Annotated in this window: 28 protein-coding genes and 1 tRNA gene; 14 read left to right on the top strand and 15 right to left on the bottom strand. The window is 57.1% G+C overall.

All coding sequences use genetic code 11. From position 1 onward, the window contains the following. Positions 1–45 precede the first annotated feature (45 nt). Positions 46–1119, top strand: coding sequence for a FliM/FliN family flagellar motor C-terminal domain-containing protein (locus GOW72_RS08975; RefSeq protein WP_244952366.1), 1074 nt, complete (start codon positions 46–48; stop codon positions 1117–1119). Positions 1120–1128: 9 nt separating this feature from the next. Here the strand turns inward: GOW72_RS08975 and GOW72_RS08970 are convergent, their stop codons facing one another. Further along, a complete protein-coding gene (locus GOW72_RS08970; protein ID WP_170338056.1) occupies positions 1129–1560 on the bottom strand; it encodes a protein tyrosine phosphatase family protein in 432 nt (143 codons plus the stop codon). A gap of 252 nt (positions 1561–1812) precedes the next feature. Here GOW72_RS08970 and GOW72_RS08965 point away from each other — a divergent pair, with 252 nt between their 5' ends. Next, positions 1813–2028, top strand: coding sequence for a hypothetical protein (locus GOW72_RS08965; RefSeq protein ID WP_170337604.1), 216 nt, complete (start codon positions 1813–1815; stop codon positions 2026–2028). A gap of 9 nt (positions 2029–2037) precedes the next feature. Here GOW72_RS08965 and GOW72_RS08960 read toward each other — a convergent pair whose 3' ends face one another. Then, positions 2038–2256: a hypothetical protein gene (locus GOW72_RS08960; RefSeq protein ID WP_170358321.1), complete on the bottom strand. Its 219-nt coding sequence runs from the start codon at positions 2254–2256 to the stop codon at positions 2038–2040. A gap of 165 nt (positions 2257–2421) precedes the next feature. Here GOW72_RS08960 and GOW72_RS08955 point away from each other — a divergent pair, with 165 nt between their 5' ends. Continuing rightward, complete coding sequence (locus tag GOW72_RS08955; RefSeq protein ID WP_093962669.1) at positions 2422–2688, top strand: DUF2312 domain-containing protein; 267 nt, start codon at positions 2422–2424, stop codon at positions 2686–2688. Between the two features lie 24 nt (positions 2689–2712). Here the strand turns inward: GOW72_RS08955 and GOW72_RS08950 are convergent, their stop codons facing one another. Further along, entirely contained in the window at positions 2713–3588 is an 876-nt protein-coding gene (locus GOW72_RS08950; RefSeq protein WP_170366605.1) for a hypothetical protein, read from the bottom strand. A 434-nt stretch (positions 3589–4022) separates the two neighbouring features. On the opposite strand from GOW72_RS08950, the gene GOW72_RS08945 reads away from it, so the two are divergent. After that, a tRNA-Thr gene (locus GOW72_RS08945) sits at positions 4023–4098 on the top strand. Positions 4099–4545: 447 nt separating this feature from the next. Here GOW72_RS08945 and GOW72_RS08940 read toward each other — a convergent pair. From GOW72_RS08940 to GOW72_RS08925, 4 genes are all read right to left on the bottom strand, one after another. Next, positions 4546–4887: a GIY-YIG nuclease family protein gene (locus GOW72_RS08940; RefSeq protein ID WP_170366604.1), complete on the bottom strand. Its 342-nt coding sequence runs from the start codon at positions 4885–4887 to the stop codon at positions 4546–4548. Between the two features lie 36 nt (positions 4888–4923). Beyond that, the gene (locus GOW72_RS08935; protein ID WP_170366603.1) at positions 4924–5307 is read right to left on the bottom strand and encodes a hypothetical protein; all 384 of its coding nucleotides are present in this window, start codon (positions 5305–5307) and stop codon (positions 4924–4926) included. Positions 5308–6245: 938 nt separating this feature from the next. Further along, entirely contained in the window at positions 6246–6701 is a 456-nt protein-coding gene (locus GOW72_RS08930; protein WP_170366602.1) for a hypothetical protein, read from the bottom strand. A gap of 25 nt (positions 6702–6726) precedes the next feature. Next, positions 6727–7110, bottom strand: coding sequence for a thermonuclease family protein (locus GOW72_RS08925; RefSeq protein ID WP_170366601.1), 384 nt, complete (start codon positions 7108–7110; stop codon positions 6727–6729). Positions 7111–7521: 411 nt separating this feature from the next. On the opposite strand from GOW72_RS08925, the gene GOW72_RS08920 reads away from it, so the two are divergent. Further along, positions 7522–8118 carry a hypothetical protein gene (locus GOW72_RS08920; RefSeq protein ID WP_170366600.1) on the top strand — a complete coding sequence of 199 codons (597 nt, stop codon included), beginning with the start codon at positions 7522–7524 and terminating at the stop codon, positions 8116–8118. Between the two features lie 31 nt (positions 8119–8149). Here GOW72_RS08920 and GOW72_RS08915 read toward each other — a convergent pair whose 3' ends face one another. The 4 genes from GOW72_RS08915 to GOW72_RS08900 form a co-directional block, all read right to left on the bottom strand. After that, positions 8150–8848, bottom strand: coding sequence for a hypothetical protein (locus GOW72_RS08915; protein ID WP_170366599.1), 699 nt, complete (start codon positions 8846–8848; stop codon positions 8150–8152). Next, the gene (locus GOW72_RS08910) at positions 8848–9171 is read right to left on the bottom strand and encodes a hypothetical protein (protein ID WP_170366598.1); all 324 of its coding nucleotides are present in this window, start codon (positions 9169–9171) and stop codon (positions 8848–8850) included. Before GOW72_RS08910 ends, GOW72_RS08915 begins: the two co-directional genes overlap by 1 nt. Before the next feature lie 166 nt (positions 9172–9337). Beyond that, on the bottom strand, positions 9338–9817 hold the full coding sequence (locus GOW72_RS08905) for a hypothetical protein (protein WP_170366597.1): 480 nt from the start codon (positions 9815–9817) through the stop codon (positions 9338–9340). Continuing rightward, a complete protein-coding gene (locus tag GOW72_RS08900; RefSeq protein WP_170366596.1) occupies positions 9814–10272 on the bottom strand; it encodes a hypothetical protein in 459 nt (152 codons plus the stop codon). Before GOW72_RS08900 ends, GOW72_RS08905 begins: the two co-directional genes overlap by 4 nt. Before the next feature lie 340 nt (positions 10273–10612). On the opposite strand from GOW72_RS08900, the gene GOW72_RS08895 reads away from it, so the two are divergent. From GOW72_RS08895 to GOW72_RS08880, 4 genes are read left to right on the top strand one after another with little or no spacing between them, the layout of a single operon-like run. Next, entirely contained in the window at positions 10613–10957 is a 345-nt protein-coding gene (locus tag GOW72_RS08895; RefSeq protein WP_170366595.1) for a hypothetical protein, read from the top strand. A gap of 1 nt (position 10958) precedes the next feature. Further along, the gene (locus GOW72_RS19125; protein ID WP_425328543.1) at positions 10959–11411 is read left to right on the top strand and encodes a primase-helicase zinc-binding domain-containing protein; all 453 of its coding nucleotides are present in this window, start codon (positions 10959–10961) and stop codon (positions 11409–11411) included. Then, complete coding sequence (locus GOW72_RS08885) at positions 11398–12039, top strand: toprim domain-containing protein (protein WP_170366594.1); 642 nt, start codon at positions 11398–11400, stop codon at positions 12037–12039. Before GOW72_RS19125 ends, GOW72_RS08885 begins: the two co-directional genes overlap by 14 nt. Next, the gene (locus GOW72_RS08880) at positions 12023–13075 is read left to right on the top strand and encodes an AAA family ATPase (RefSeq protein WP_170366593.1); all 1053 of its coding nucleotides are present in this window, start codon (positions 12023–12025) and stop codon (positions 13073–13075) included. Before GOW72_RS08885 ends, GOW72_RS08880 begins: the two co-directional genes overlap by 17 nt. 227 nt (positions 13076–13302) lie before the next feature. Here the strand turns inward: GOW72_RS08880 and GOW72_RS08875 are convergent, their stop codons facing one another. After that, the gene (locus GOW72_RS08875) at positions 13303–14478 is read right to left on the bottom strand and encodes a tyrosine-type recombinase/integrase (RefSeq protein ID WP_170366592.1); all 1176 of its coding nucleotides are present in this window, start codon (positions 14476–14478) and stop codon (positions 13303–13305) included. A gap of 300 nt (positions 14479–14778) precedes the next feature. Then, on the bottom strand, positions 14779–15633 hold the full coding sequence (locus GOW72_RS08870) for a LysR family transcriptional regulator (protein WP_342355363.1): 855 nt from the start codon (positions 15631–15633) through the stop codon (positions 14779–14781). A gap of 118 nt (positions 15634–15751) precedes the next feature. Between GOW72_RS08870 and GOW72_RS08865 the strand changes: the two genes are divergently transcribed. From GOW72_RS08865 to GOW72_RS08845, 5 genes are read left to right on the top strand one after another with little or no spacing between them, the layout of a single operon-like run. Then, a complete protein-coding gene (locus GOW72_RS08865; RefSeq protein ID WP_170366590.1) occupies positions 15752–17197 on the top strand; it encodes an aldehyde dehydrogenase family protein in 1446 nt (481 codons plus the stop codon). Further along, on the top strand, positions 17197–18174 hold the full coding sequence (locus GOW72_RS08860; RefSeq protein WP_170366589.1) for a membrane dipeptidase: 978 nt from the start codon (positions 17197–17199) through the stop codon (positions 18172–18174). The genes GOW72_RS08865 and GOW72_RS08860 overlap by 1 nt, the downstream gene beginning before the upstream one ends. A 44-nt stretch (positions 18175–18218) precedes the next feature. Next, positions 18219–19856 carry a hypothetical protein gene (locus GOW72_RS08855; protein WP_170366780.1) on the top strand — a complete coding sequence of 546 codons (1638 nt, stop codon included), beginning with the start codon at positions 18219–18221 and terminating at the stop codon, positions 19854–19856. Next, entirely contained in the window at positions 19853–20482 is a 630-nt protein-coding gene (locus tag GOW72_RS08850) for a DUF3726 domain-containing protein (protein ID WP_170338064.1), read from the top strand. Before GOW72_RS08855 ends, GOW72_RS08850 begins: the two co-directional genes overlap by 4 nt. Before the next feature lie 10 nt (positions 20483–20492). Continuing rightward, a complete protein-coding gene (locus tag GOW72_RS08845) occupies positions 20493–21503 on the top strand; it encodes an Ldh family oxidoreductase (protein ID WP_170338066.1) in 1011 nt (336 codons plus the stop codon). A 52-nt stretch (positions 21504–21555) separates the two neighbouring features. On the opposite strand, the gene GOW72_RS08840 is transcribed toward GOW72_RS08845, so the two are convergent. Both GOW72_RS08840 and GOW72_RS08835 read right to left on the bottom strand, forming a co-directional pair. Further along, the gene (locus tag GOW72_RS08840) at positions 21556–22776 is read right to left on the bottom strand and encodes an aminopeptidase P family protein (protein WP_170366588.1); all 1221 of its coding nucleotides are present in this window, start codon (positions 22774–22776) and stop codon (positions 21556–21558) included. Positions 22777–22939: 163 nt separating this feature from the next. Beyond that, on the bottom strand, positions 22940–24151 hold the full coding sequence (locus GOW72_RS08835; protein WP_170366587.1) for an ABC transporter permease: 1212 nt from the start codon (positions 24149–24151) through the stop codon (positions 22940–22942). Positions 24152–24154 lie beyond the last annotated feature (3 nt).

The following is a 24154-nucleotide window of genomic DNA, read 5'->3' as shown; positions in this document are numbered from 1 at the left end:
CGAAACTGGCGGACCGTTGCGATGTCAAAGACTGTCAGCGCGGCCTTGGCGCGCAAATTGTCGGCGGGACAAGAGGGGGCGGGTAGCAAATCCCGGGCGCTGCTGCGGGCATTGCGCCTTGCGATTGCCCGCGCCGCGGTCGAACGTTTCAAGCTATCAGCATCCGTCATTGGCGCGAAACAGGCCAGAAGATGCCAGGAAGTCGTCACGAGCGGGCTGGAAGATGGTCAGTTGTTTCTGCTGTTCGCGACCAAAGAGGGCAGGGTAGCCAGTGTTGTCTTGGACGTCGGTTTGGTCTCGGCGGTCATCCAGAAGCAGACAATGGGCGAAGTATTCCCGGACCTGCCCCAGCCTCGCGCCCTCACCGACACCGATGCGGCAATGGTGGTCCCGTTGGTCGAGGACATGCTGGAACGGGCCCGGAAACTGGTCGATGATCAAAGCGATGCAGCCCGCCTGAACGGATATGAGTTCGCTTCACGGGCGGTCGATCGGCGGACGCTTTCTTTGGCAGTGGTCGAGGACGGGTATGATGCGTTCGAGTTCAAGGTTGAACTCGAGGGCGGTGTACGGCAGGGAACGGTCCTCATCCTGCTGCCGGAAATTTCAGTGGCCGAGGGGCAGGACGGGCACGCAGATTTGGAACCGCTGAAGACGCTGTCGCAAGCCGCAGGCGTGGTTCGGGCCGAACTCAACGCGGTGATTTGTCGGATGCATCTCCCGCTGACAACGCTGTCGGAGCTGGGCATCGGGGATCTGCTGCCACTTGCGGGAGCGCGACTTGATCGGATCGACATTGCCGCGATTGATCGGACCCAGGCCACTACGGGACGTCTGGGCCAATGTGGCGGTCAACGGGCAGTGCGGATCAATGAGTTTCTGCAGCCGCCCGCCCCAACACGACCCGAAGCGCAGAGCTTTGTCGAGCACAAGCGAAGGGACGCGCCGGCTGAAACAGCAGATGTTGATTTGTCGCGTCAGGACGCCGTTGCCCAAGACCGATCGCATGCGCAATCCGCAGTGGATGAAGACTTCGCGCAAGCAAGCACCGACTGCCTCGCGTCCGAAATATCCGAATTGGCGGGTCTACCTGCTCCTGCGGAACGACCCAACGACTGACGTATGAAATCAGGTGTTCGCCGCCCGCATCTGCAGCAATGCCGGGCGCAAACCGTCCAGCGCGTAGCCCGCCTTTGCCGTGGCTTCGAGAATTTCATCGGGGCTCATCTTGTCGCACTGCCCAAGGGCCCAAACGACAGAACAGCGGGTGCCCGAGGCACAGTAGGCAAGAACCGGGCCTTCGCAAGACTCGGCAAGGTCGCGCTGCCGTGCCACGTTCTCGGGCGTCATGGTTTGGTGCGTCAGTTCAAGCACCTCAAACTCGAGACCCGCATCCCGCACGGCCTGGCCGATTACCTCGGATTGCATGGTGGCAGGCACTTCAACATTCGGACGGTTGCAGATTACCTTGACGAAGCCGGCGGCAACGATGGCGGGCACATCCTCGACCGTGATCTGCGGCGAGACGAAATAGCGGGGCGTGATCTGTCGAATCTCCATGCCGATTTCTTAGGTCGCAGAGTCAGCCCTGTCTAGTTCCACGGCGTGACCGTTCTTGCGCTGCGGCTTTTGCGGATTGATGTCTGTCAAGGCAGTTCGGTCGAAATCAGGTTAATATTCGATCGACTCGCGGCCCAGCGCCGGCCGCTGGATAGCGCGCGGGCGATTTTTTGCTGGGTTTGGGCGGGTCCTGTGTTGGTCTCAATCCTGTTACCTATATCAGGCAGGATGGCAGCATTTGGGAGGATGGCCATGACCACGAACGAGCTTTATTTCGAAGCCGAGCGGTTGGAGCGGAAACTGCACGGGGCAAATCTCGAGACCCGGCTGGCACTGCAGCCCAGCGTCACGAAGGTAATTGAACGCATGCGCGCTCAAGGCATGAGCGTACCATCGCGCTTCCGACGGCTGGACGCTGCGTTGATCGAAGATGCGGTTGAAGCCCAGTTCGACAATATGCCGATCTGACACCGGCGGTCAGCCGAACGATATGCCAAGGATAACCAGCATCAGTCCTATGACGGACAGAAACAGCGCGCCCATGTTCCAAGGCAGCACCCGCTGAACGGCAGCCCGCAATTCGTCGTCAGTCAAGTCTGACCGACGAGCCTTCATCACGCGCAGAATGCACCAGACCAATCCTGCCAGCCCGGCCAATGACAGGCTGGCGCCTCCCCAGATGAACACGTCGAACATTGCGCCCCGCATCGTTCTGTTTCGCTGCCGATGCGCTTAGCGGATCGTTGCCGGCGGCACAAGGCAAGCAGCCCCATTGTTCGCTTGCGGCGGACCCGCCGGCACGGTATCCGACATGTTGCCCGTGACCCCGGCTAAAGAGAATTCCACTTGGGAGAGACGCATATGGAAGACATGACCGAAGACCAGGCCGCTGCGAACTACCGCGTGACCGCAGGCGAGCTGCGCCAGTTCATCGAACGGTTCGAACGTCTGGAGGCCGAAAAGAAAGACATCGCTGACCAGCAGAAAGAAGTGATGGCTGAGGCCAAGGCACGTGGCTACGACACCAAGGTGATGCGCAAGGTTATCGCGCTGCGCAAGCGTGACAAAGACGATATCGCCGAAGAAGAAGCGGTGTTGGAAATGTACAAGGAAGCCCTAGGCATGTAAGCCTCGGGCCTTCGGAGGCTTCGGTCAGCGACCCAGAAACCGCACTCCCGGCAACTTCTTGAGTCGTTCCAGATCCTGTGTGTAAAGCTCGGAAAACGCCGCGTGGATTTCGGCGCTCCACCCGGGGAAGTCCAGTTCCTCCTCGATTCTGTCCGGCAAGGCGTGCTGCGAAAAAACGGCAGCGAGGCGGTCGTGCAGGAGGGCCGGGTCCGTGTGCCCGACTTGCTGTTGGATCGCTTCAATCTCCCGCTTGCCGTCTGCGTCAACCAGCGAGGATAGCAGCGAGAACTCCTCGGTCAGCGGTATGTCGGCGCTCAGACCGCACAGGCTGCGGATAATGTCCCCCCAGATCAGCGGGCACTCCTCATTGGCCCAGACCGTAATGGAAACGGCGGGGGCAAGATCGTGAATATCCTCGATAAGGGTCAGCCAACTCAGGCAGCTCAGGTCCGTTGACGCCAGAATGCTCTCGCGGGTTTCGTCCGGCAATGCCATCAATACCTTGGGTATGAAGCTGCCCGGATTTTGCAGCCCGATAAACAATTCGACCTCGTGTCCTTCGAAAGCCTGATCCAGCAAGGCCAGCCGACGACCTGCATGGGGATAGAATTGGCCGTCCTTAATGGCGCTGTTCAGTTCGCCGATGAAGTCCACAGTGCTCATGACCACTCGGCCGGTTTCCGGATCATCAGGAATTTGGGCTCTCAAACGCTCGAAGGCATCTGGGGTCAGCTTGCCTTCGTCCAGCGCATTCAGCGGCGTCTTGAATGCCTTCCGGAACCGACGCGGACCAAACAGCACAATGCCGTTTTCGTGCAATACACTGGCATTCGCCTGAAGCGATTTGAGCAGGAGCCCCCCGTCTGAAAAAACCACACCGGAGTGAATGGCCACATGCATGCCGACCGCTGTCCTTGCTCTTCGATTGAATACGTTTCGGGGTTACAGGTTGAACGATAGACAGTCAAACCTGCCATTCTTTCGCCATGATAAAGATTGCCTGAGAACGTCGAAACTTGATTGTGGTCAACAGGACGGCGCCAGAAACGACTGGGTCGAATTGCTTCGCAACCGTCGTTGCCGCGTAACCATCTGTGGCGTCTGTGTTGCAGATAATCGAGGCGATTTTATGTGGCGCCGATTTTCCGCATGTTGTTGCACAATTCCGTCGCAAACCCGCTTGCCTTTATTGAGGCTTTCACCTAATCACAGCGCCATCGGCTCAATGGGATTACATGTGTTTCGATAGGCATGTAATCACAGTGGGTTGAAAAGGTAGGAGTGGTTGCCCGTTCTTGCCTTTGCCTGCAAAGGTATCTGAAAGCGTAATGCTTGCCCCTATAGCTCAGCTGGTAGAGCAACTGATTTGTAATCAGTAGGTCCGCGGTTCGAGTCCGTGTGGGGGCACCATCTTTTCAATGGGTTACAAGGTGAGACGCGGCGCGAATGCAGGTCCGTGCTACCCTCGTGCTACCTATGTGCGTTGTGAAACCCAGATTGGAGAAACTGCGCGCGCATTGAAAACCCAGTTTCTCCAATCTGGCAGAGCCAAAAACAAAGATAGAAAAGCTTGGCTGGGACCCTGTCAGGATTCGTAGGCTACATAGTGATTCCCAATTCAATCAGAGTGCATGCTGGGTGCAAACAGAGCTTCGCTTTGCCTTGTTTGTCATAGTTCACAGCATAGCCGTCCAGCACACACATCTTGCTTTCGTTCGTTCACCTCTCACGGGGTGGGAGTTTTCTGTGGTAGCTGGCAGCAGTAGGGGTAAAAAACGTCAGGCTCGGGTGCTGGCAACACCGATCTGCTGGCTTCATGTTTTCGTGGAGTTGCAAATAGGAAGGGCCACCCTGGTGCTACTTCATGCTCTTTGCCGCACGGTTCTTTTCGCTGATGTGATTGAACAACTCATACCCAGCAGCTTGTGCTTTTCTAATTTCTTCCACTTCACGTGCATCGGCAGACTTACGGTTCTCAACGACCGCGATGATCGAGAACTCGGGTTCAACACCAGCTGCCAGCATTGGTTCCAGGAACTCGGTGGAGGCTTTCCCTGGACGCAGTTTCAGGTGTTCCTTTTTTCTTCGTTGGAAATTTACAGTTTGACCGATGTACAAAGGATCGCCTGTTTCAGGGTCATTAATTGAATATATCGTGTGAGGACGTTCAAACTTGTCGTCTTTGGATTTTTGATTCATGGGATTTGCCCCACTCAATGTAAGCTGCTTCGCAAACTAGGTTTCTGGAAAATGGATATTTATGTCAAACGCTTTGGGATCGGCCTGAGCGATCTGGGTGATTGTCGTTAGCAAGCAAGAGAAGACTGTTTGGATCAAATCAATAAACGCAATCTGATCCTTCCATTTATAAAACTGCAAACCTTCATCATGCTGGGCAAAGACAAGCCACAAGGGCTGGTCATGGTTTACTTCAATTGGCTCGGCCTGCGCCGAAAAGTTCATCATGGCAAGATCCGAATGCGCAACCAACGTGTTTCTGAGTTTTAAGATCCTGTTGTGCAGCTCCTTTTGATCGGGTGTCAATTCTGCTCGGATTTGTTTCAACGAGAGGCGAGGCACCGAACTTTTGCCTTCAGCGAACGGTCTTGAGTAAGACATTATGGCAGTGTGTTCGTAACAGCGGAAGCGACGAAGCTGGGCGCTGCTGTAACGTGTATTCTCGTCTGCTTCCTAGGTAAAGTCAGCGGCGCTTAGTGCCAATTGGAAGTCACCAATGGCACTGATCATGCGTATGCGTTGCAGCTTGATTTTTTCTTGCACGCTTGTCCTTTGAAAATCTGTTTTGGCGCTTTTGATTGCAGCTGTTGATCATGCCGTCAACGGCGCCCCTAAAATTCTTGGTCTATCGCCCGCTGTAAACACCAGCGGACACATTATTGCTTCTGTCCGGCCAAATTGGCTGATAGTCATCGGTGTCGTTCACAAGCTCGAACCGCTGGAATTAAGTTACCCTGCGCCTAGCCCATTTCCGGTGCAATCTCTCCCGTGGTGAGGTTTCTCATCCCCACTATGCACTCCCCAGGGTCCAAAACTTGTTATGTGCGCTCGGGTACTTGCCCCCCCCTCGGGGTGTTTTTCGTGCGGGCTAACTTATCGCCTTCTTCCGTCGAACGCCGAATTCCAATCTGACTGACTTGCTTTCGAGTCATGGTTAATAGGCGAGAACATAAGGTAACCGAGGAATAGGATCACAGCCAGTCCGGCCACGGCCTTCAGGCTGTCCCATGGTTCATTTGGTGGGTAATCGGTTGGTTTGGGTGCAGGGGTTGGCTGGCGTTTCTTTCGCTCCAACTCCTGTGCTACTGGAAGCAACTCGTCATAAATGCTGCGCTGTATTGGGAACGCTTGGTCCACCCGCCAGCATCGGGCAAGGTATAGGCGTTCCATCGGGGGGAAAGGCTCGCCGTACCCAATATCGAAAGTTTGTGAATAATCCTCTATACCCATGTGACTTTCTCTGGTTCTCAACCGATCCGTTCCAAATAGCGCCAGTGGTTACTCGACTTGCTGGTTGGACACTTGGATCTCTGACAAGATTACTCTTTTGGAAGGTTTCCAAAGAACTCGTTTGTGTATTTCTTGGTTAAGTCGAGCGCGTCTTCATTGAATTTGTCGTACCCGGACAGCATCCAAGAGTCATAGTGCAGTACTACGTATGCCGGTAACTCGCGCCATCTGACCCAATCGCTAACCTGAAAGCGAATGGTTCCAGCACAGCCGTCTGCGCGCCGTGAACCATTTACTATGATTCTAAGAACCGAGTTGGCATTCGCGTTGTCGACAGTCTCAACACCCATCAAACTCAGTTGGTCGACCGCGTAGGTTTTAACCTCTCCGATATTTGTCCAACAACCGTCTGTTGCACTGTCGCTAACCTGCACCCAAACCGGAGAAAGGCCTGCGACGTGAAATGGGGAAAGATCATTTTCAGCAGACGCGCTGCTGGCGACTGTGGCAAATAAGGTCAAAGCTGCTAAGATTGATCGATACATTGAACACTACTTTTTCTGTTTGTTTTTATCTGCAATACCCAGCTTGAGATAACCGTCTGCGTGCCGCAGTGGTCTCAAACCTCTTATACCTACCACCAGAGTATCGGGCACAATCAAGCGCATACCCATTGGCAATCAGAACTGCTGCCACGTCGTTGCCATTGGCGTAGCACACACCGATCATCCGGTCGTAAGACCTTTCGCCATTAAGCTCACATGTGACGGTCTGGCGGTGTACGATTTTCGACATTGCCGCCTTGGCCTGCTGACCCGCTTCAGTGCCCAGTTCCATTGCGTCAACTCCGTTGAGACGGACCTTCACGCCTGACACTACGATTGTGTCGCCGTCAATGACCCGGGCTTTGCCTTGAATAACTTGTCCAGCAGTCGTTGCGTTGGCCGCTGTCATCAATGCAGCGAACGCAATCCAGAAGCAATGTCTCAAACTGAACCCCTCACCCAGCGGAACGATTAGAAGCCTTAGTGGCAATGGTACGGTTGCTTACCAGCGTGGCAGCATTTGCCTTTTGGGCTGTCTTTTCGACAGCCTCCTCCATGCGCCACATCGGTCGCAATGGAAAAAGTTGGCTGGATTGGCTGCTTCGCGTAGGCGGGCATAGCAAAGATCAGGGTTGCGGTGCTGAATACAGCGAACAAGCTTTTCATATGAACAGTCTCCTCGAATACATCCCGTTTCAGAAAACTAGATGGGTACGGCGGTTTGCCCGCGCCTTTGCCGTAAGGCCAATTTTTAGTGAGTTTTGGCCAATTTGTGGCTCTGGGCGCGTGTGCTACAATCGTTCCCAGGGAAGGGACAAGCATGCCCACTCCGATCCAAATAGTTAAACATACCAATTTGGTCTGGGCCTGGCGCATTAGATGCGCCGTTGCTGCTGCGGCTGGCGTTGTGACCCTATTTCTCGTTGTCTTGTCGTTGGCCCGTCTAACTGGCGCGGACGTCGTGAATTGGCCGAGAGTATTGTTTTGGCTGATAACAAACTACGGCGAACTATTGCTTTCTGTAATACGGTTTGTCGCGAACGCAGTTCGGTACTTTGGGTTGGAAAAGTTGGCCGATGTCATCCTGAAAACACCTATTTGGGTTCTGGATGTGTTTTCAATCTATTTGCTCTTTGGAAACTGGGTTCGTCTCTCCGTCATCAGTATCATTTTCCAACAAGAGAAAGTCGGATTGGACCTCGGTCCAGAGCATGCCGATGACTTTAGTCTGAACCAAGGCGCTGACCAATATCGTAAGTTGGGGCGTCGGGAAGCGCGCAAAATGATCCTGATTTGGCCCTTGAGGGTTTGGTCGGATGCGCGTCAGAAGTTCTGGACGCTAAGCCCCTTAAGAGTGTTGGCCTTGCTGATTGTGTCCTTCGTTCTGTTGGGTTTGGCCGTGTATGCCTACGGATGAGGGGTTTGAGGGCTGAGGATTGGAATCCCACTTAACTCGCCTTTTTAGTGCGCTTAGCCTTTTGGCCTTCGTATTTGGCAAGACCTCTTCGATAGGCTTCACTGTCACGCGGCTGTTGGTGCCAGAGACCCTGTTTGGTCAGGTGTGTGTGTACTTTCAGCCCGTATTCATTGCCAAACTTGCCGCGATAGAAGTCGCGGACCTTGGTGATGGTATTCAGGTTGCGATGGCTGGTTGAGCCTCTGTAGCCCGAACCTTTGAGGGCAATCTGAAAGAGGTCCATCAGCATTTGATCCAGACCGGACTGAACAGACGCCACAGGCTGTCGATTCAGCATGCCGTGATACACGGTGGCCGCGTCCCGGATCAGAGCGTGCGCCTGTTCAATGACTGGTTCCAGCTCGTCGATCAACATCATCATGTCATCTTCGCCGCGCTGGTATTCAAAGGCACAGGTGGCGTCATAAGCCTCAGATGCAGCCTTCTGAGCGTCTGCATGGGCCTGCACAGCAGCCTCACGCATGTCCTTGAGGACCAACACCCTCTGAAGGTCCTCAGCGCGCTTCTGGGCGGCGTTGTCGACGTCATTGAGGTCAATCGCGGTGAGCTTTGCCCCCTCTTCAGCGGTGGCAAGCTTGGCTTCGATTTCAACCAGATGAAGTTCTGCCTGGACAACCGCCTGCACTGCCTTGTCCCGCTTGCTGATGAGTTTCTGATATTCGCTTGGCATTATCGCCATCCCCCTCTGCTGATGTTGTTGTTCTGAGTTGCGCCGGATGCAGGACCGGTGCCGAACCGCTTCTGGAACCAGCGCGACACAAAGGCATGCATCTCGGCATTGTTGCCGTTCATCTGGGAATAGGCTGGGCTGCGCATGACCCGATCCACTTCAACAGCTTCCGGATCTCCGGCTTTCACCAGATCCGCAAAAGACAGGTCGTTCATCTTCTTCACCTTTCGGTTCTTTGGGGTGCTGCCTTGTCCAGCCTGATTGGTACGCGGCATCAGGGTGCCAGCTGGTTCGCCGACTGGCCGATTGATCAGGCTTTCCATGATTTCTTCCTCCTGAACCGGGAAAGGTTCTTCAGCTCCTGCTGGCGCAGCAGTTCCAGCTGTGTCGGTTGCGGCGCTGAAGCCACCAAACCCCGTTTTGGTTCCGGGGTACTATCCAGCAAGGATTTGCGCTTCCCAGGGGCCATGGGGACATGCTTCTGGGCCATCACTTGATCCTCGGCGTGAGCTTCTTTTTCTTGGTGCGCCGTTTGCGCTCACTCAACTCATCACGGGTCATCTTTTTGGCCTCTGCTTTACGAGCCTCGGCCTCGATGTGGTTCGGGCGCTCATGGTGTCTCATGACGCCCCCGTTCCTCATTTTGCGCTTCCCCACCGGCGAACCGTCCTCAGCACTTGGGGCCTTTTCAACCGGCGGGGAAGGCTCTTCCAGTTTAAGCGGCTGGAAGACTGTATTCTTTGGTTTTGCTGCCTTCACCGGTGTCGGGTCAGGTTCAGTATGCAGGGGCTTTCTCAGGTGAGGCATGAGGGAATCCCGATTGCTGAGCTGCTCAGCTTCTCGCATCTCCCGCATTCTCATCTCGTGTATGGCTTGTTCGTTAAAGCCGCCTCTGGTTCTGGGTTTCCCAGCCACCAGCGGCTTCTCTCTCCGGCCCTGCCACAAATCAAGAACACCATGGCGCTTCATGCAGCATCGTCCTCTTTGGGAATTGGCTGAGAGGAAAGCTGAGCTTCAAGAGTCTTGATGCGCTCAATCAGCTTCACCTTCTCTTCGTCAGGCGTCACGTCAATCATGCCTTCGTCGCCAGTGTTCAGATTAATCTCAATGCCAAGCGCAGCGGGTTGCTGCTGCATCTTGTTTGCATCCTCAAAGCCCGACTTGTTGGCCAGCGTTTCAAACGCCTTGGCCAGCGCCATGAGGCCCGTCTTGGGGTCTTGTGACTTCTGTTCCATTGCTGTGATGAAACCGGGGAGAACAAGCCCCATGCGAGTCACAAGCGCCGCTCTGTACGCCTCTTTGACTTCATCCTCCTGAAGCCAACGGGTGATCGAAGCATTGCTGACGCCGATCAGTTCTTGCAGCTCTTTGCGGCTCATACCTGCGACAAGTCCATCAACCAGCTTCTGGCGTCTCTCTTCCATCAAAGCCCCCATGTAATGCTGTTTCACATTATCAAGTGGGATTAATGGTTTCCATGCTTTTCGACTTAAGTATCAGAATTTAAACAAGTTTTACTTGATTGAGTTTCAATAAGCTGTAATCTGTTTGTGTCAGATTGCGGAATGACTCAGAGCTGATACTGAGCCGGAGTTGAAAGCTATCAGCATTGCATATGATCGACGGGACAACTGGCTTGGCAGCCTCGTCGCGACCCAAGAGGGGGTACGGCCCAGACCGTAAGGCGTAGACAGTCATCACGCTAAGAATGGCTCGCTGGCAGATACTGAAGTTGCCCCACTGGGGCATGCCAGAGGAAGAAACATGATCACTGATGACATGTTGCGCGGCTTTACCAAGAAAGCCGAAACCATCTATTCACCGTCCGAACTCTCTCAGCTCAAATCTGAGCTTGATCCTCGGGTTCACAGCATCATCGACAACACGATTGATTACGCCAGCAGGTATGGCGTCACCTTCACGTCGCGCAAGGATGTTTGCGCCGTGATTGGCAAGTCGAGTGCTGGCCTCATCTGGGCTGAGCGTAGTGGCACTTTCCCCAAGGCAATTCCAATCCAGCCGGGACGGGTCGCGCACAGTGATCTTCGCGTGGCTGCGATGAATGCCATGATTATGAACGCCAGCCTGGTTCAGCAGGAGGTGGCATGAGATGCGGAAAGTGCATAAGCCAAGCGCGGCTGCACTGGCCGCTGCTTCTGCGGCTCAGGCCCCAGAAAAGCGAACCCCTGCACCCGAGGTAAAGCAAGGCACAGGGGATCAGTGTCAGATTGCCGGTAAACACTCCGAACCTACCAGATATGGTGGTCCCAACAAAGAGGGAAAGCCAAGCCTTCGCACTCTCGTGTTCAAGATGAACGGAATGGCGAATGCTTTCCTGCGTGATCGTTATGGCCTCGCCATACCTGAGAAGGCGGGCCAAGGCGGGCCATGCCCTGTCTGCGGTGGAGATGATCGGTTCAACTGGTTCATGGGGCGAGATGGCCGCATTCGGTACTTTTGCCGGAGGGAAGGTGAAACCCGTGATTTGGCAGACATGATGGTGGCTGCTGGCTGTGTGTCCAGCCTGAGGGAAGCGTGGGAGGTGCTGAATGGCATATCCTGACTTGGTTCCCATCCATGGCACCCCGGTACAGCTCTATCTTGAGAGGCGTGGTGTCTGGGGTGAGCTGGCTGCTGAAACCAATGCCCTGAGATATGGGCGGGAATGGTTTGCTGGTGCTGTGCGGCACGTCATGTACGCGCGGCTTCGCGATACCCGCACCAATGAGCCAATCTCCGTCCAGAGGACGTTCATGGACGCTCAGGGATGCCGTTTGCGCGGTTGGAAGGGTAACCCCTCCAAAAAGGTGCCAAAGCTCTCACAGGCGGGCATATCAACGGCGGAAACAGCCATCATGCTGGATCCGTTTGAGCATGTAACCCACGGCCTGACGATTGCCGAGGGTGTGGAGGCTGCTCTGGCTGTTGCTGACTACTGGCAGCACAGACCCGTGTGGGCGGTCACCGGCACCATGTTCATGAAGAACTTCGAACCGCCTCCTTACTTGGATGCTGTCACCATCATCGCAGACGCAGATGAGCCGGGGATTGCTGCGGCCAGAGCCTGCGGTGAGCGCCTGACTGAACAGGGCATCGAAGTCAAAATCTACAAATCCCGCAACGAAGGGGAAGACCCGGATGAGTTGGCCGTCCGACTGAAAAAGGAAATGGCCAATGCCCGATCTGCCTAAGAACATGGAGGAGGTTAAGATCGAACCTCTGAAACCAGAAGGTACGGCTTACGTGCAAAAGCCGCTTGAGCTGTGGAACTCTCGCAAGCCTCCAAAGCTTGGCTTTTTGGGCACATGGCGTGGGGGTATTTACACCCTCACGGCACCCACAGGCACGGGCAAAACAGCGTTTGCCTTGGTGCTTGCGCTAAGCGTTGCTGCTGGTCAGGACCTGTTGAACATCGGAATAGATAAGCCGGGGAAGGTCATGCTTTGCCTTGGCGAAAATCCAGATGAAACACTGGAAAAGCTTTGGTGCGCGGCGCTGTCTTACGGCGTTCCATTGGAGGAGGTAGAAGACAATCTGCACATCGTTCAGGGGGTCTACAAACCCGAGGCTATTGCCAACGCTATGCGGCAATATGGCGGTGGCTTTGATCTTCTAATCATCGACACGCTGTCAGTTTTCATGGGCCTGACTGAAGGCATGGAATTGAACAGCAACTCAGATGTGTTGGGCTTCCTTAATGCCTGCCGTGTTGAGTTTCGAAAGGATGGCAACCCAACGGTTTTCATGCCCGCCCATCCAACAAAAGGCGCAACAGAAAAGGGTAAGATGATCCCGTTCGGGGCTGGCTCAATCCTCAATCAGATCGACGGAAACTTTTGCTTTACCTCCTCCGGCAATGACAGGGTGGTGCTGAGCAAGGTTGGAAAGCTGCGCGGAACTTTCAGGCATGACCTCTATTTCAAACTGGAATACGCAAAGCATGACAGCCTGAGAGATGATGATGGGCAAAAGCTCGAACTGCCCGTCATGAAGCCAGATCAGCGCGGCCCAACCAAGCGCCAAGTGGAAATGCTGAAGTACCTTGTCGGCAAACGTCTCGGACATAACCAAGCCGCGCGCGAACTCTCCGAAGTCTGTGAATGCTCAGAAAGCACTGCTGGCCGCGAACTGAAATACATGAAGGATCAGGAATGGATTGAGCAGGAAAAAAGCGGCCAGTTCAGGCAATACCGCGTCTCTTCTGCTGGCTCAGAATGGCTGGATTAAGTGGGGTCAAAAGGGGTCCAAGTGGGGTCAAATCGGTTTTGACGCAAGTGGGGTCAAAATGACTTTGACCCTACTTAGTGTTTCAGAGGGGGTGTTGCCTCTAAGTCCTTGATATTGCTTGACCCAAGTGGGGTCAAAATGGGTTTGAAATTTGTGAAGCAACCGTTTCATTTTATCCCCCCTTCTTAGAAGGGGGATAATAAACCACTTGGTTACAGAAATGAGCATCAGTTACTCACGGCGGTGGTGCGTAATTGCTTATCTAAACCTTGATTTAGTATTCCGTGGTATACAGAGGAGAGAATATGTAGTGCCTCAGCCTTCTCTTTGTGCAGGTTATATCGGTCGTAAATCATAGTGACTGATTGGCTGGTATGACCCAGCACTGCGGACACCACATCACGACCTATTCCCTCCCGGCGCATCAGCGTTGCCGCTGTTCTGCGCAGGTCATGGAACCTCCAATCAGGTATGCCTGTTGCTTTATCCAGATTGGCCTTGGCCTTGCTGTGGCCACTGAATGGCTTCTCTCCATGCGTACCTGAGACCACGTATGCGCCAACCTTGGGTTGGCTGCGCAGTATGGTGAGGGCGGTGCTGGAAAGGGGAACAAGGTGAGGCACACCAGACTTGGGGTCTTGGATTGTCCAAACGCCGCGCTCAAGGTCCAGATCATCCCAGCGCATGTGGCATACATCGTTGAGCCTTTGCGCTGTGAGCAGCAGCAGCTGCACCATGACAGCTGAGGCGCGTCGTTGTCCTGTCACATGACGGAGGAGGGAAGCAAGTTCAGTGTCGCTGAGTACCCGGCTTCTGGCCTTGGGAGGCTTCGGCGGTTCGACAGCCAAGATAGGATTAACCTCAAGCCAATGTTTCCTCCTCAGGCACCATGACAGGAACTTGCTTGTCTGGCGGTAAGCAGCCAGTGCAGTCGGGCCTCTGCCGCTGCGCTCTATCTCGTCAATCATCTGGCTTATGTGCTGTGGCCTAAGCTCAGCTAGTTGCAGCGAACCAGCCCGAGGCAAGAACTCAGTTTTGAGCAGGCGCTCTTGCTCCCGCGCTGAGGCAGGCTTCAGGTGTACGCGCGTATGCTCAGCCAGGAATAACTCTATGGCCTCAGCTACACTCAGCCTCTGATCTTCCCTCAGGCCCTTTGGGTTTCGCGGGTCTACGCCCTGCGCGACCAGGCTCTTAAGCTCTACTGCCTTTGACCTGGCTTCAGACAGGGAGAGCGTAGACAAGTCTCCGATCTTCAGCTTCAGCCTTCTCTTGCCCAGCGCGTATTGAAATACCCAGCTGTTGCCACCGCTGGGAAGCTGCCTGAACCACAAGCCTCCGCCATCTGCATGATCGCCAACCGGGAGATTGCGCAAGCCACGCGCATTCAGCTTTTGTGCTACCACCGTGCTACCTCTGACGCTTACCTCATTAACACCCATTATAGCAGGTAAGCATTCAGAGCCAATAAACAAAGGCTGAAGTTTCAGTGCAGAGAACCTATCATCTGAAGGGTCAGCTAATTTGTAATCAGTAGGTCCGCGGTTCGAGTCCGTGTGGGGGCACCATCTTCTCCGAAAACTCAAGAAAGTTTGTACTTGTCTGAACGGCTTTCCGGCGGTGCGGTACGTTGTTTTCTATCCATCGTATTTATTTAACGCATCCCGCTCGCTTGGATGCGCTTGGCAGGGTTGTTCTCTGGGGTCTCAATCGCGAGGCCAATTCAGGATATGGCTGCGACATTCCTCTGCCACTTTTGGGAACTGTGTTCGCTCGCGGGTGTACAGATAGACATCACGAACGTCCGGCAAATCCTCGATCGGACGGAAGGCAGTGTTTTCCGGCAGAAACCGTGCGACCGTTTCGGGCAGTATGGTCACCCACCGCCCGGTTGCGACCATGGCGATCAACGAGTGAGTGTTGTGCACCGTGATCGCAGACCCTGCGATTACGTCTTCGCAACCCTGATTTTCAATGAGTTGGCAAAGCGAGTTGTGCACGAATCCCTTGGCCGCGACCTGGTTCAGCGTTGGTGGCTCGTGCGCAGTGATCAGGGCGTGATCAGCGGCGGCCACAAGCCCAAACCTGTCTTGAAACAGCGGCTCGGCCCGTATTCCGTTCAACGGGTGATGGCCCGAGGCAATCCCCACATCCGCCCGCCCTTCGGTGAGGCTGTCCAAAACCTGTCGGGTGTCGGTGTCCCTCAGCTCGATCTTCAGGCCGGGAAAGGCGCTGGACAGGTGGTCAAGCAGCGATGGAAACAGCAGTGCTGCCACCGACGGGACGGACACGATCCGGATCAGCCCTTGGGACGCCTTGGCCAGGGCTTCGATGCTTTGGACCGTGTCGTCAAATTGGCGCACCTGATTTTGGGCGAGGGCAAAGACTTCCGCCCCCAGAGGTGACAGCTGGTTCTTTCGCTCACCCAGAAACAAGCGTTTGCCGAGATGTTCTTCAAACTGTTTCAGGGTCATCGAGACCGCAGACTGAGTGCGACCCAGACGGCTTGCGGCTTCGGCAAGATTTCCGGACTGGGCGACTGTGCAATAGCAGCGGAGCATTTCCAGTTTCAGTGACAAATTTCAGATTTCCTAAAGTTAATTTAATTTGTTTGAGTTTGCCTGATGTCCGGGCAGAGGTCTATTCTGTTCGTGAAACGTACCGGATCCGAGGCCCCCTGTGACAGAATTGAACCTGATAGCCGGCGAGTGGATGGCCGGCGACACCGCGATCGAGAACCGCAACCCCTCTGATCTGACGGATGTGATTGGCCTGTTCGCCCAGGCAAGCGCCGATCAGCTGTCCGCGACCCTCGACCGGGCACGTAACGCGCAGCTGGAATGGGCGGCCTATGGCTTGGAACGCAAGCAGGCGGTTCTGATGAGTATCGGGACCGAGTTGATGTCCCGCGCCGAAGAGTTGGGGCGGTTGTTGTCGCGAGAAGAGGGGAAGCCGTTTGCCGAGGGTAAGGGCGAGGTTTACCGCGCGGGGCAGTTCTTTACGTATTATGCGGCGGAATGCCTGCGCCAGATTGGTGAAAACGCGGACAGCGTACGTGAGGGCGTCGAAATCGACGTGCGCCGCGAACCGGTCGGGGTTGTCGCGGTTATCTCTCCTTGGAATTTCCCGACAGCTACGGCCGCATGGAAGATTGCACCTGCCTTGTGTTATGGAAACGCCGTGGTGTGGAAGCCAGCCAACCTGACCCCCGCCTCAGCCGTGGCGTTGACCGAGATCATCGCGCGTCAGGACATTCCCAAGGGTCTTTTCAGTTTGGTCATGGGGTCAGGCGGCGCAATCGGACAAAGACTGGTTGAGAGCCCGCAGGTGGATGCGATCTCGTTCACCGGGTCGGTGCCTGTCGGCAAGGGCATTGCCGCAGCAGCCATCCAAAACCTGACCAAGGTGCAGATGGAGATGGGTTCCAAGAACGCGTTGGCCGTGATGGATGACGCGGATCTGGATCTGGCGGTGTCACTTGCGCTGGGCGGCGCTTTTGGCGGCACCGGGCAGAAATGCACCGCCTCTTCGCGGTTGGTGGTCCATGCCGCGATCCACGACGCCTTTGTCGAGAAGCTTGTCGCCGGCGCCAAGGCACTGAAGGTCGGGCATGCCCTGGAGGAAGGCACGCAGATGGGACCCGTCGTCAGCGAGCAGCAACTGCAAGAGAACCTGGCCTATGTCGAACTTGGCCAATCCGAAGGCGCCGAGCTGGCGTGCGGCGGGCAACGGCTGGAGCTGCAGCATGACGGGTATTACATGTCGCCCGGCGTGTTCGTGAACACTAACAACACCATGCGGATCAACCGGGAAGAGATGTTTGCCCCGCTGACCAGTGTGATCAAGGTCAACAGCTATGATGAGGCTTTGGCGATCGTGAATGACACGAATTTCGGCCTGACATCGGGCATCGTGACCCAGAATCTTGCGCGCGCGACGCATTTCCGGCGTCATGCAAGAACCGGTGTCGTGACCGTCAATTTGCCCACGGCAGGCACTGATTATCACGTTCCTTTCGGTGGCCGGGGCGAGAGCTCGTATGGACCGCGCGAACAGGGCAAAGCGGCCGCCGAGTTCTACACCACTGTCAAAACCGCCTATATCAGCGCTGGGACCCCGATCTGATGCGGATTGACGGCCTGCAATACGCCAATTGGTCGGAAAAGATCTTCCGGCAATTGCGGGAAGGGGGCGTGGATGCCATCCACGTCACCGTCGCCTACCACGAGAATTTTCGTGAAACGGTTCAGAACCTCGAGAAATGGAACCGATGGTTCGAGTTGTTCCCGGACCTGATCATGAAGGGACGATCGGCCAGCGACATCGACACCGCGCGTGACACCAGGCGTACGGCCGTTTTCTTTGGTTTCCAGAACCCATCACCCATGGAAGACGACATTGGGCTGATTGAAATTCTGTACGATCTCGGTGCCCGGTTCATGCAGTTGACCTACAACAACCAATCCCTGCTAGCGACCGGCTGCTACGAGGCTGAAGACACCGGTATCACCCGGATGGGGCGGCAGGTGATCAAGGAGATGAACCGCGTGGGATTGGTCATCGACATGAGCCATTCGGCCGACCGCTCCACGATTGAGGCAGCCGACCTTTCCGCGCGTCCGATCGCCATCACCCACGCCAATCCGCATGACTGGGCGCCCGCCCTGCGCAACAAGCGTGACCCCGTCATCCGCGCCGTGACGGAAAGAGGTGGGATGCTCGGGTTTTCGGTCTACCCTCATCACCTGACGGACAAGTCCGACTGTACGCTGGAAAGCTTTTGCACCATGATTGCCCGAACGGCCGAAAAATACGGAACACAACATCTCGGGATCGGAACCGACCTGTGCCAGGACCAACCCGACAGCGTTGTCGAGTGGATGCGTGTGGGTCGCTGGACCAAGGAAATCGATTACGGCGAAGGATCGTCTGCGAACCCGGGTTTTCCGCCGATGCCAAAATGGTTCCGGGACAATCGTGACTTTGACAAGATCGAGGCCGGCCTTCTCGCGGTTGGGATGACCTCGACCGAAGTCGCCGGGATCATGGGGCAGAACTGGTACCGCTTCTTTGCGGATAACTTCGGACCGGTCCAGAATTGACCGGACCGGGGCCGCATATCGCGCGCCGGGATCCGGCAACCGTTATGCGGCTCAGCAGGCTCGGGTCTTTGCACCAGTGCAGGCTCAGCTTCATGCGCGTTCTGACCCGCCGCCTGGCACGCGACAACTGGCGGTTTTCCACGCCGGTGTTCGAGATTGACGAGGCGGGTGTCGGACGGGCCGTCTATGTCGCACAGGGACCCGAACGCGCGTATTCTCTGGTGGCCTTCGCCCATGATCTTCCACCAGAAAAACGGTCGGACCGGGTGATCGCGGATGCTTGGGACGCGACCTTCACCCTATTTGACGGAATCCCTTCCGAAGCCGACCTTGACCGGCTTTCCTGCAATGTACCGCTGCAGGAGGCCGGCCGGATCAGCGAAACCGAACTGTCGCTATCCCGGGCCAATCGTTCGGTCCGATTGTGGACGCATGTCGTCGAAGCCCTGGCCGATGGTCGACAGCCGGATCTGGAGCAGATCCAAAAGGTTGGCTACCTGATGCGAACCACGGCCGTGTACGGATCGGGAAAATTCGGGGCCGCGGACCGGGAAAACACTGCAAACCGTCCGGAAACCGAGGGGCCGTTTCAGGCCGAGATGCTGTCGGTATTCCTTACCCGCGCCTTCGTGCGGGACCTGGTCGAACACATGGCGCGCGCCAATGGGGGAAGCAAGGCCGTCAAGATGGCCCCTGATATCGCGCGCCGCCTTGGCATCGGGAATTCCACGGGACTGGGCATGGCGCCCTTCCTGATCAATCATCCGGTCCTGCTGAACAACTGGATCATGGCGCGCGAAGAGGCAATCGCCCGGGTTCGATCCGTGCAAACCGCGACCCAAGAAGAAATCAGTGTATTCCGGTCGGTGTTTGATCGCAGCCAAGTGTCGATTGGCCAATGGCATTCGGAACATCCGATACAAGAGCGGAAACTGTCTGCTCTGAAAGCGGACCTCGGGGTGATCGCGGACTTTCTCCGCCATGACGATCTTACGGGCCGAAGACCTTGGAACCGTCTGGTGGAGTGGTCGGAGACTGTGCTGAGCGAGGAGGGGCAGGAGTTGCTTCTTTCCCTGATCCTCGAACCCTATTCAGACTTGGTGGACGGTTTGTCAGGATGCACGGCGGATTCAAGCCCGCATCTGTACGAGATTGACGGTGCCATGCCGCTGGCCGATGTGCGGCAAGCGATCCGCGACAGTTTCGGTTGGGTGTTGGATCTGGACTGGGGCGCCCGGGAAGCCTGCGCAAGGGTCTGGTATGTATCGGAAGAAAAGCTGGAACCCAGACTGGGTGAGCGCTTTGATGAGCCGGTAGCCGAGTACGAACAACCGCTTGCCCCGGCACGGGATGCGGCAGCGGCATATTCGGCAATGGCCGATTGGGATACCGCCGCGACCACCGCGGAATTTCTTCTGCGCCATCCTGAACATCGCCACACGATCCGCCGGGCGCAGATCAGCCGTAAGGCCCCCTACAGCGAGATACGAGACAACACGATTGGTGCATCAGTTCTGCCGATCGACATGCTCCGCGCCAAACTGTCCTTTTTCGGCGCGACGCATTTCGATCCCCGCTCGGACCGTTGGGTCCGTATCTGCATGTATTCAGGCGCGCCGTACCCCGAGGATCTTTCGCCCGAAAATGCCGATTTCTGGGTTTATCCGGAGGTGCCGGAATGAACCTGTCGCTAAACGAGGTCGAAGGACTGGCAAAACGCGCGGCACGTGGGGCGGGTCATCACTGGGGGCCGGCCGAGGACGCCGCCAAGGCGACCCGCTGGCTGTGTCTGCAAGGTTTTGACGGTGCAGCCGCCTTGTCAGCGGTCCTGCGCCAGGAATTTGCCCTTCGGTTTGATGCGCACACGCCGCGGGACCTCGGGGCGCCTTGGCGGGCGCATGGGCAGATGTGCCCGTTGGGGGCGGGGATGCTGCTGTCAGATTGTTCGGATCATCTGGGCCGCGGGCCGATCGTTCTGTATGACGTGGCGGTTCCACTGTTGCTCTTGCCGTTCGCTGGCAACGCTGCACGCCGATTGCAAACCAATGTGACCGTCGTCTGTGATGAACTCAGCGCCACGACGGATGGGGAGGTCGTGGACGCTCCGGATCTTTGGCCGGAAAGCGCCACAAAGGTCATCGTAAGGATCGGCGGTACACCTGGAAAACTGCGCGCCAAGCAGACGCGCGCCCTGCCGGCGCCCGCGGCTCTGGCTTTTTTGAACACTCTGGCTCAACGCACCTATGCCCCCGCAACCGAGGAATCTCGCCGCTTGGGCGCCGGCGCTGGTTTGTCCGATAATGACTGAGGAGGCCGAGATGCCAGAAACCCGAACGTTGTCCCTTGCCGAAATCGAGGATCTGTCGCTGCGCGCTCTGATGGCGGCCGGCACGTCCGAGGACAATGCCCGGCCATTGGCGGTTGCGACCGCCGCGACCGAGGCGGATGGGGTGGCCAGTCACGGGCTGGCCTACATCCCGATCTATTGCGAGCACGTACAGTGTGGCAAGGTAGACGGGCGAGCACAGCCGGTGATATCCGCCCCAAAACCGGGCGTGGTGGTCGTTGATGCGGCCACCGGTTTCGCGCACCCGGCGATCGACTTGGGGTTCGACGCGTTGATCCCGGCCGCACGCGAGCAGGGAATAGCTGCGCTGGCCATCCGCAACAGTTACAACTGTGGTGTGCTGGGGTATCACACCTATCGCTTGGCTCAGGCGGGCCTTGTTGGTCTGGGGTTCACCAATGCACCTGCATCTATTGCGCCGTCGGGTGGTTCACGGCCCGTCGTGGGAACAAACCCGTTTTCGCTGGCCGTTCCGGGTGCTGATGGGCAACCTGCCGTCTTGATCGACCAAAGCGCCAGCACGATCGCAAAAAGCGAGGTCATGAAGCACGCCCGCGAGGGAAAGCCGATTCCAGTCGGTTGGGCGCTGGACCCTGATGGCAACCCGACAACTGACCCCGCCGTGGGCCTCAAGGGCTCGATGGCGCCTTCGGGCGGCTACAAGGGCGTGGGTGTCGCACTTCTGACAGAAGTGATGGCCGCCGCATTGACCGGGGCCACTTTGGGCATCCATGCTTCACCCTTTTCCGGAACTGTGGGCGGTCCGCCAAAGACCGGTCAGTTCTTCATTGCCATCGACCCCGGCGCTACGGCCGGGTCGGAGTTTGCTGCCAGTATCGCGGAACTTGTCGAGGCGATCCGGTATCAGGAAGGAGCGCGTCTGCCCGGCGATGGTCGGCGCGCCAAGCGCCTGCAGGCCAACCAAGACGGGGTTGGTGTCAGCGTCGCGACGCTGGACAAAATCCACGCCATCCTGGCCTGACACCCGTTTCAGGCGGAAACAGGGGCAAGGCCGATGCCTCGCCCCCTCTGCATCACGCATTGATGATGTTGTGTTCCGGTCCGTACGGAAAGCCGGTGATATTTTCGGCCCCATCCTCGCCTACGACCAGAATGTCGTGCTCGCGATAGCCGCCCGCGCCGGGTTGACCTTCGGGAATCCACAGCATCGGCTCGATGGACACGACCATGCCCGGCTCGAGCACCGTGTCGATGTCTTCGCGCAGTTCCAGGCCCGCTTCACGACCGTAGTAGTGGCTGAGGATGCCGAAGGAATGCCCATATCCGAACGAGCGGTATTGCAGCAGGCCCTGATCGGCGAAGAACCGGTTGATCTCGGCTGTGATGCCGGAACAGGTCGCGCCGGGTTTGATCAGGCTCAACCCCAGCTCGTGCGCGGCTACATTGGCCTGCCACAGGCGCAGGCTGTCGGCGTCGGGCTCGCCCAAGAACAGGGTACGTTCCAGCGCGGTGTAATAGCCCGAGATCATCGGGAATGTGTTGAGTGACAGGATATCGCCATTCTGCAAGGCCCGCTTGGTGACCGGGTTGTGTGCGCCGTCGGTGTTCAGGCCCGACTGGAACCAGACCCAGGTGTCGCGGTACTCGGCGTCGGGATAGGCGCGGGCGATCTCGATCTCCATCGCATCGCGGCCGGCCATGGCGATCTCGATCTCGGTGGCGCCTTCACGAATCGCGGCATGGATGGCCGCGCCGCCCACGTCCGCCGTACGTGCGCCGCCTTTGATCAACTCGATCTCTTCGGCCGATTTCACCATCCGCGCGGCCATCGTGTCGGGGGCGATGTCCACAAGCTCAGGCTGGTTCAGCATGGACAGGGCCGTGTCGCGCGCGGCCAGCGTCATGTGGTCGCTTTCGATGCCGATCCGGCGGGCAGTCCCGATCAGGCTGGCTACGGCGCGCCAGTAGTTGTCGCGCTTCCAGTCGGTGTAGATCACGTTGTCCTCGACCGACCGGCGCCAGGGCTGGCCCGCGTCGATATTGGCCGACACGGTGGTGCAATTGTCCTGAGTCACCACGCAGCCATAGGGCCGTCCGAAGGCGCAGTACAGAAAGCCCGAGTAGTAGGCGATGTTCTGCATTGAGGTCAGCAGAACGACGGGTATGTCCCGTTGCGCCATGATGGCGCGCAGTTTGGCCAGCCGCCGGTCGTACTCGGCCCGGCTGAAGGGCAGGGGCGCCTTGTCACCGTTGTGGCAGGTGAAGAATTCGGGGCGATTTGAAAGGTCTGTCATGTGCTCTCTCGTTTCTTTGCCGGACGTGCAAAGCCCGGCCACATGTCCCGGCGTACAGGACAGGCGGTCTCGGGGTCCGAGAGCCGATCACCTCCTTGGGTGCTGCGACGCCATCGCAGCAGGGGGCGAACAAGGAAATCGTTAGATCAGGCCACGCCGCCGGTCAAGCCGGTGTCAGCCCGCGCAGACGTTCCGACCGCCGCCGCAGCAGCTCGACCGTGGTCAGCAGGGCGATCGAGATGACGACGAGGATCGTGGCCACGGCCAGGATGGTCGGGCTGATCTGCTCGCGCAGGCCGGTGAACATCTGCCACGGCAGCGTCTTTTGGCTGGCCGATCCGACGAAAAGCACCACGACCACCTCATCGAACGAGGTGATGAAGGCGAACAGCCCGCCCGAGATCACGCCGGGCAGGATCAGGGGCATCTGGATCTTGAAGAAGGTCCGAACCGGACCAGCGCCCATATTCGCAGCGGCCCGCGTCAGCGAGCGGTCAAAGCCGACCAGCGTGGCGGTCACGGTGATGATGACGAAGGGAATGCCCAGAACGGCGTGGGCCAGGATTACCTTGAGGTAGCCCACAAAGGTCTTGTTCATGCCCAAAGTGCCTTCAAGGAAGCGCCCGATGTCGCTGTAGAAGAAGAACATGCCCGTCGCCGAGATGATCAGCGGCACGATCATCGGAGAAATCAGGATCCCCATGATGGCGCGCCGCCCCGGCACATGCGATTGGCTGAGACCGATGGCCGCCAGCGTTCCCAGCGTTACCGATATGATCGTGGCGATGGGCGCAATGATCAGCGAGTTCTTGAAGCTGCGCTGCCATTCGTTGTTGGTGAAGAAATCCTGGTAATGCTTCAGCGAATACCCTTTGGGGTCCAGCCGCAGCATCTCGGGTGTAAAGGTAAAGAAGTCCTGCGCGTTGAAAGACAGCGGAAGAACCACCAGAATTGGCGTGATCAGGAAAACGAAGATCGCGCCGCAGATCACCCGGAACAGGTAGTGATAGAACACCTGCTGCGCCGTCAGATAAGGGAGCAGCTTGCGGCGGTATCGGCCCTCGTACAGCCAGAATGTGAACCATGCGAAAAACCAGCCGCCCAAGAAGCCGAGCACACCGCCCATCGGCCCGGAAACCGCGAAGCCGACGGCCGCAAAGCCGATGATGTTGATCCAGTAGGCAAGTCTCTCGTTCTTGAGGAACGAGATGTAGATCCAGGCCAAAAGGGCCGTCAGCGCCGCGCCGCCGATCATTCCAAGGGGGACCGAGCCGTTTCCTGCGCCGACAAACATGCCGGCAAACGCGCCGGCCAGTGCGACGCTGGGCAGGACCATGGATAGGGGCTTGCGCGAAATTGGTGTCAGTGCGGCCATGTC

Origin of the sequence: Ruegeria arenilitoris (genome assembly GCF_013032855.1) — a bacterium.
Classification (GTDB): Bacteria; Pseudomonadota; Alphaproteobacteria; order Rhodobacterales; family Rhodobacteraceae; genus Ruegeria; species Ruegeria arenilitoris.
This window is presented reverse-complemented; position numbering and strand designations above follow the sequence as displayed.

Excerpts from the sequence above, each read along its gene's own strand:
- GOW72_RS08970 (WP_170338056.1), bottom strand. The coding sequence starts at position 1,560 with ATGGAGATTCGACAGATCACGCCCCGCTATTTCGTCTCGCCGCAGATC.
- GOW72_RS08965 (WP_170337604.1), top strand. The coding sequence starts at position 1,813 with ATGACCACGAACGAGCTTTATTTCGAAGCCGAGCGGTTGGAGCGGAAA.
- GOW72_RS08960 (WP_170358321.1), bottom strand. The coding sequence starts at position 2,256 with ATGTTCGACGTGTTCATCTGGGGAGGCGCCAGCCTGTCATTGGCCGGG.
- GOW72_RS08955 (WP_093962669.1), top strand. The coding sequence starts at position 2,422 with ATGGAAGACATGACCGAAGACCAGGCCGCTGCGAACTACCGCGTGACC.
- GOW72_RS08950 (WP_170366605.1), bottom strand. The coding sequence starts at position 3,588 with ATGCATGTGGCCATTCACTCCGGTGTGGTTTTTTCAGACGGGGGGCTC.
- GOW72_RS08940 (WP_170366604.1), bottom strand. The coding sequence starts at position 4,887 with ATGAATCAAAAATCCAAAGACGACAAGTTTGAACGTCCTCACACGATA.
- GOW72_RS08935 (WP_170366603.1), bottom strand. The coding sequence starts at position 5,307 with ATGTCTTACTCAAGACCGTTCGCTGAAGGCAAAAGTTCGGTGCCTCGC.
- GOW72_RS08930 (WP_170366602.1), bottom strand. The coding sequence starts at position 6,701 with ATGTATCGATCAATCTTAGCAGCTTTGACCTTATTTGCCACAGTCGCC.
- GOW72_RS08925 (WP_170366601.1), bottom strand. The coding sequence starts at position 7,110 with ATGACAGCGGCCAACGCAACGACTGCTGGACAAGTTATTCAAGGCAAA.
- GOW72_RS08920 (WP_170366600.1), top strand. The coding sequence starts at position 7,522 with ATGCCCACTCCGATCCAAATAGTTAAACATACCAATTTGGTCTGGGCC.
- GOW72_RS08915 (WP_170366599.1), bottom strand. The coding sequence starts at position 8,848 with ATGCCAAGCGAATATCAGAAACTCATCAGCAAGCGGGACAAGGCAGTG.
- GOW72_RS08910 (WP_170366598.1), bottom strand. The coding sequence starts at position 9,171 with ATGGAAAGCCTGATCAATCGGCCAGTCGGCGAACCAGCTGGCACCCTG.
- GOW72_RS08905 (WP_170366597.1), bottom strand. The coding sequence starts at position 9,817 with ATGAAGCGCCATGGTGTTCTTGATTTGTGGCAGGGCCGGAGAGAGAAG.
- GOW72_RS08900 (WP_170366596.1), bottom strand. The coding sequence starts at position 10,272 with ATGGAAGAGAGACGCCAGAAGCTGGTTGATGGACTTGTCGCAGGTATG.
- GOW72_RS08895 (WP_170366595.1), top strand. The coding sequence starts at position 10,613 with ATGATCACTGATGACATGTTGCGCGGCTTTACCAAGAAAGCCGAAACC.
- GOW72_RS19125 (WP_425328543.1), top strand. The coding sequence starts at position 10,959 with ATGCGGAAAGTGCATAAGCCAAGCGCGGCTGCACTGGCCGCTGCTTCT.
- GOW72_RS08885 (WP_170366594.1), top strand. The coding sequence starts at position 11,398 with ATGGCATATCCTGACTTGGTTCCCATCCATGGCACCCCGGTACAGCTC.
- GOW72_RS08880 (WP_170366593.1), top strand. The coding sequence starts at position 12,023 with ATGCCCGATCTGCCTAAGAACATGGAGGAGGTTAAGATCGAACCTCTG.
- GOW72_RS08870 (WP_342355363.1), bottom strand. The coding sequence starts at position 15,633 with ATGCTCCGCTGCTATTGCACAGTCGCCCAGTCCGGAAATCTTGCCGAA.
- GOW72_RS08860 (WP_170366589.1), top strand. The coding sequence starts at position 17,197 with ATGCGGATTGACGGCCTGCAATACGCCAATTGGTCGGAAAAGATCTTC.
- GOW72_RS08855 (WP_170366780.1), top strand. The coding sequence starts at position 18,219 with ATGCGGCTCAGCAGGCTCGGGTCTTTGCACCAGTGCAGGCTCAGCTTC.
- GOW72_RS08850 (WP_170338064.1), top strand. The coding sequence starts at position 19,853 with ATGAACCTGTCGCTAAACGAGGTCGAAGGACTGGCAAAACGCGCGGCA.
- GOW72_RS08845 (WP_170338066.1), top strand. The coding sequence starts at position 20,493 with ATGCCAGAAACCCGAACGTTGTCCCTTGCCGAAATCGAGGATCTGTCG.
- GOW72_RS08840 (WP_170366588.1), bottom strand. The coding sequence starts at position 22,776 with ATGACAGACCTTTCAAATCGCCCCGAATTCTTCACCTGCCACAACGGT.
- GOW72_RS08835 (WP_170366587.1), bottom strand. The coding sequence starts at position 24,151 with ATGGCCGCACTGACACCAATTTCGCGCAAGCCCCTATCCATGGTCCTG.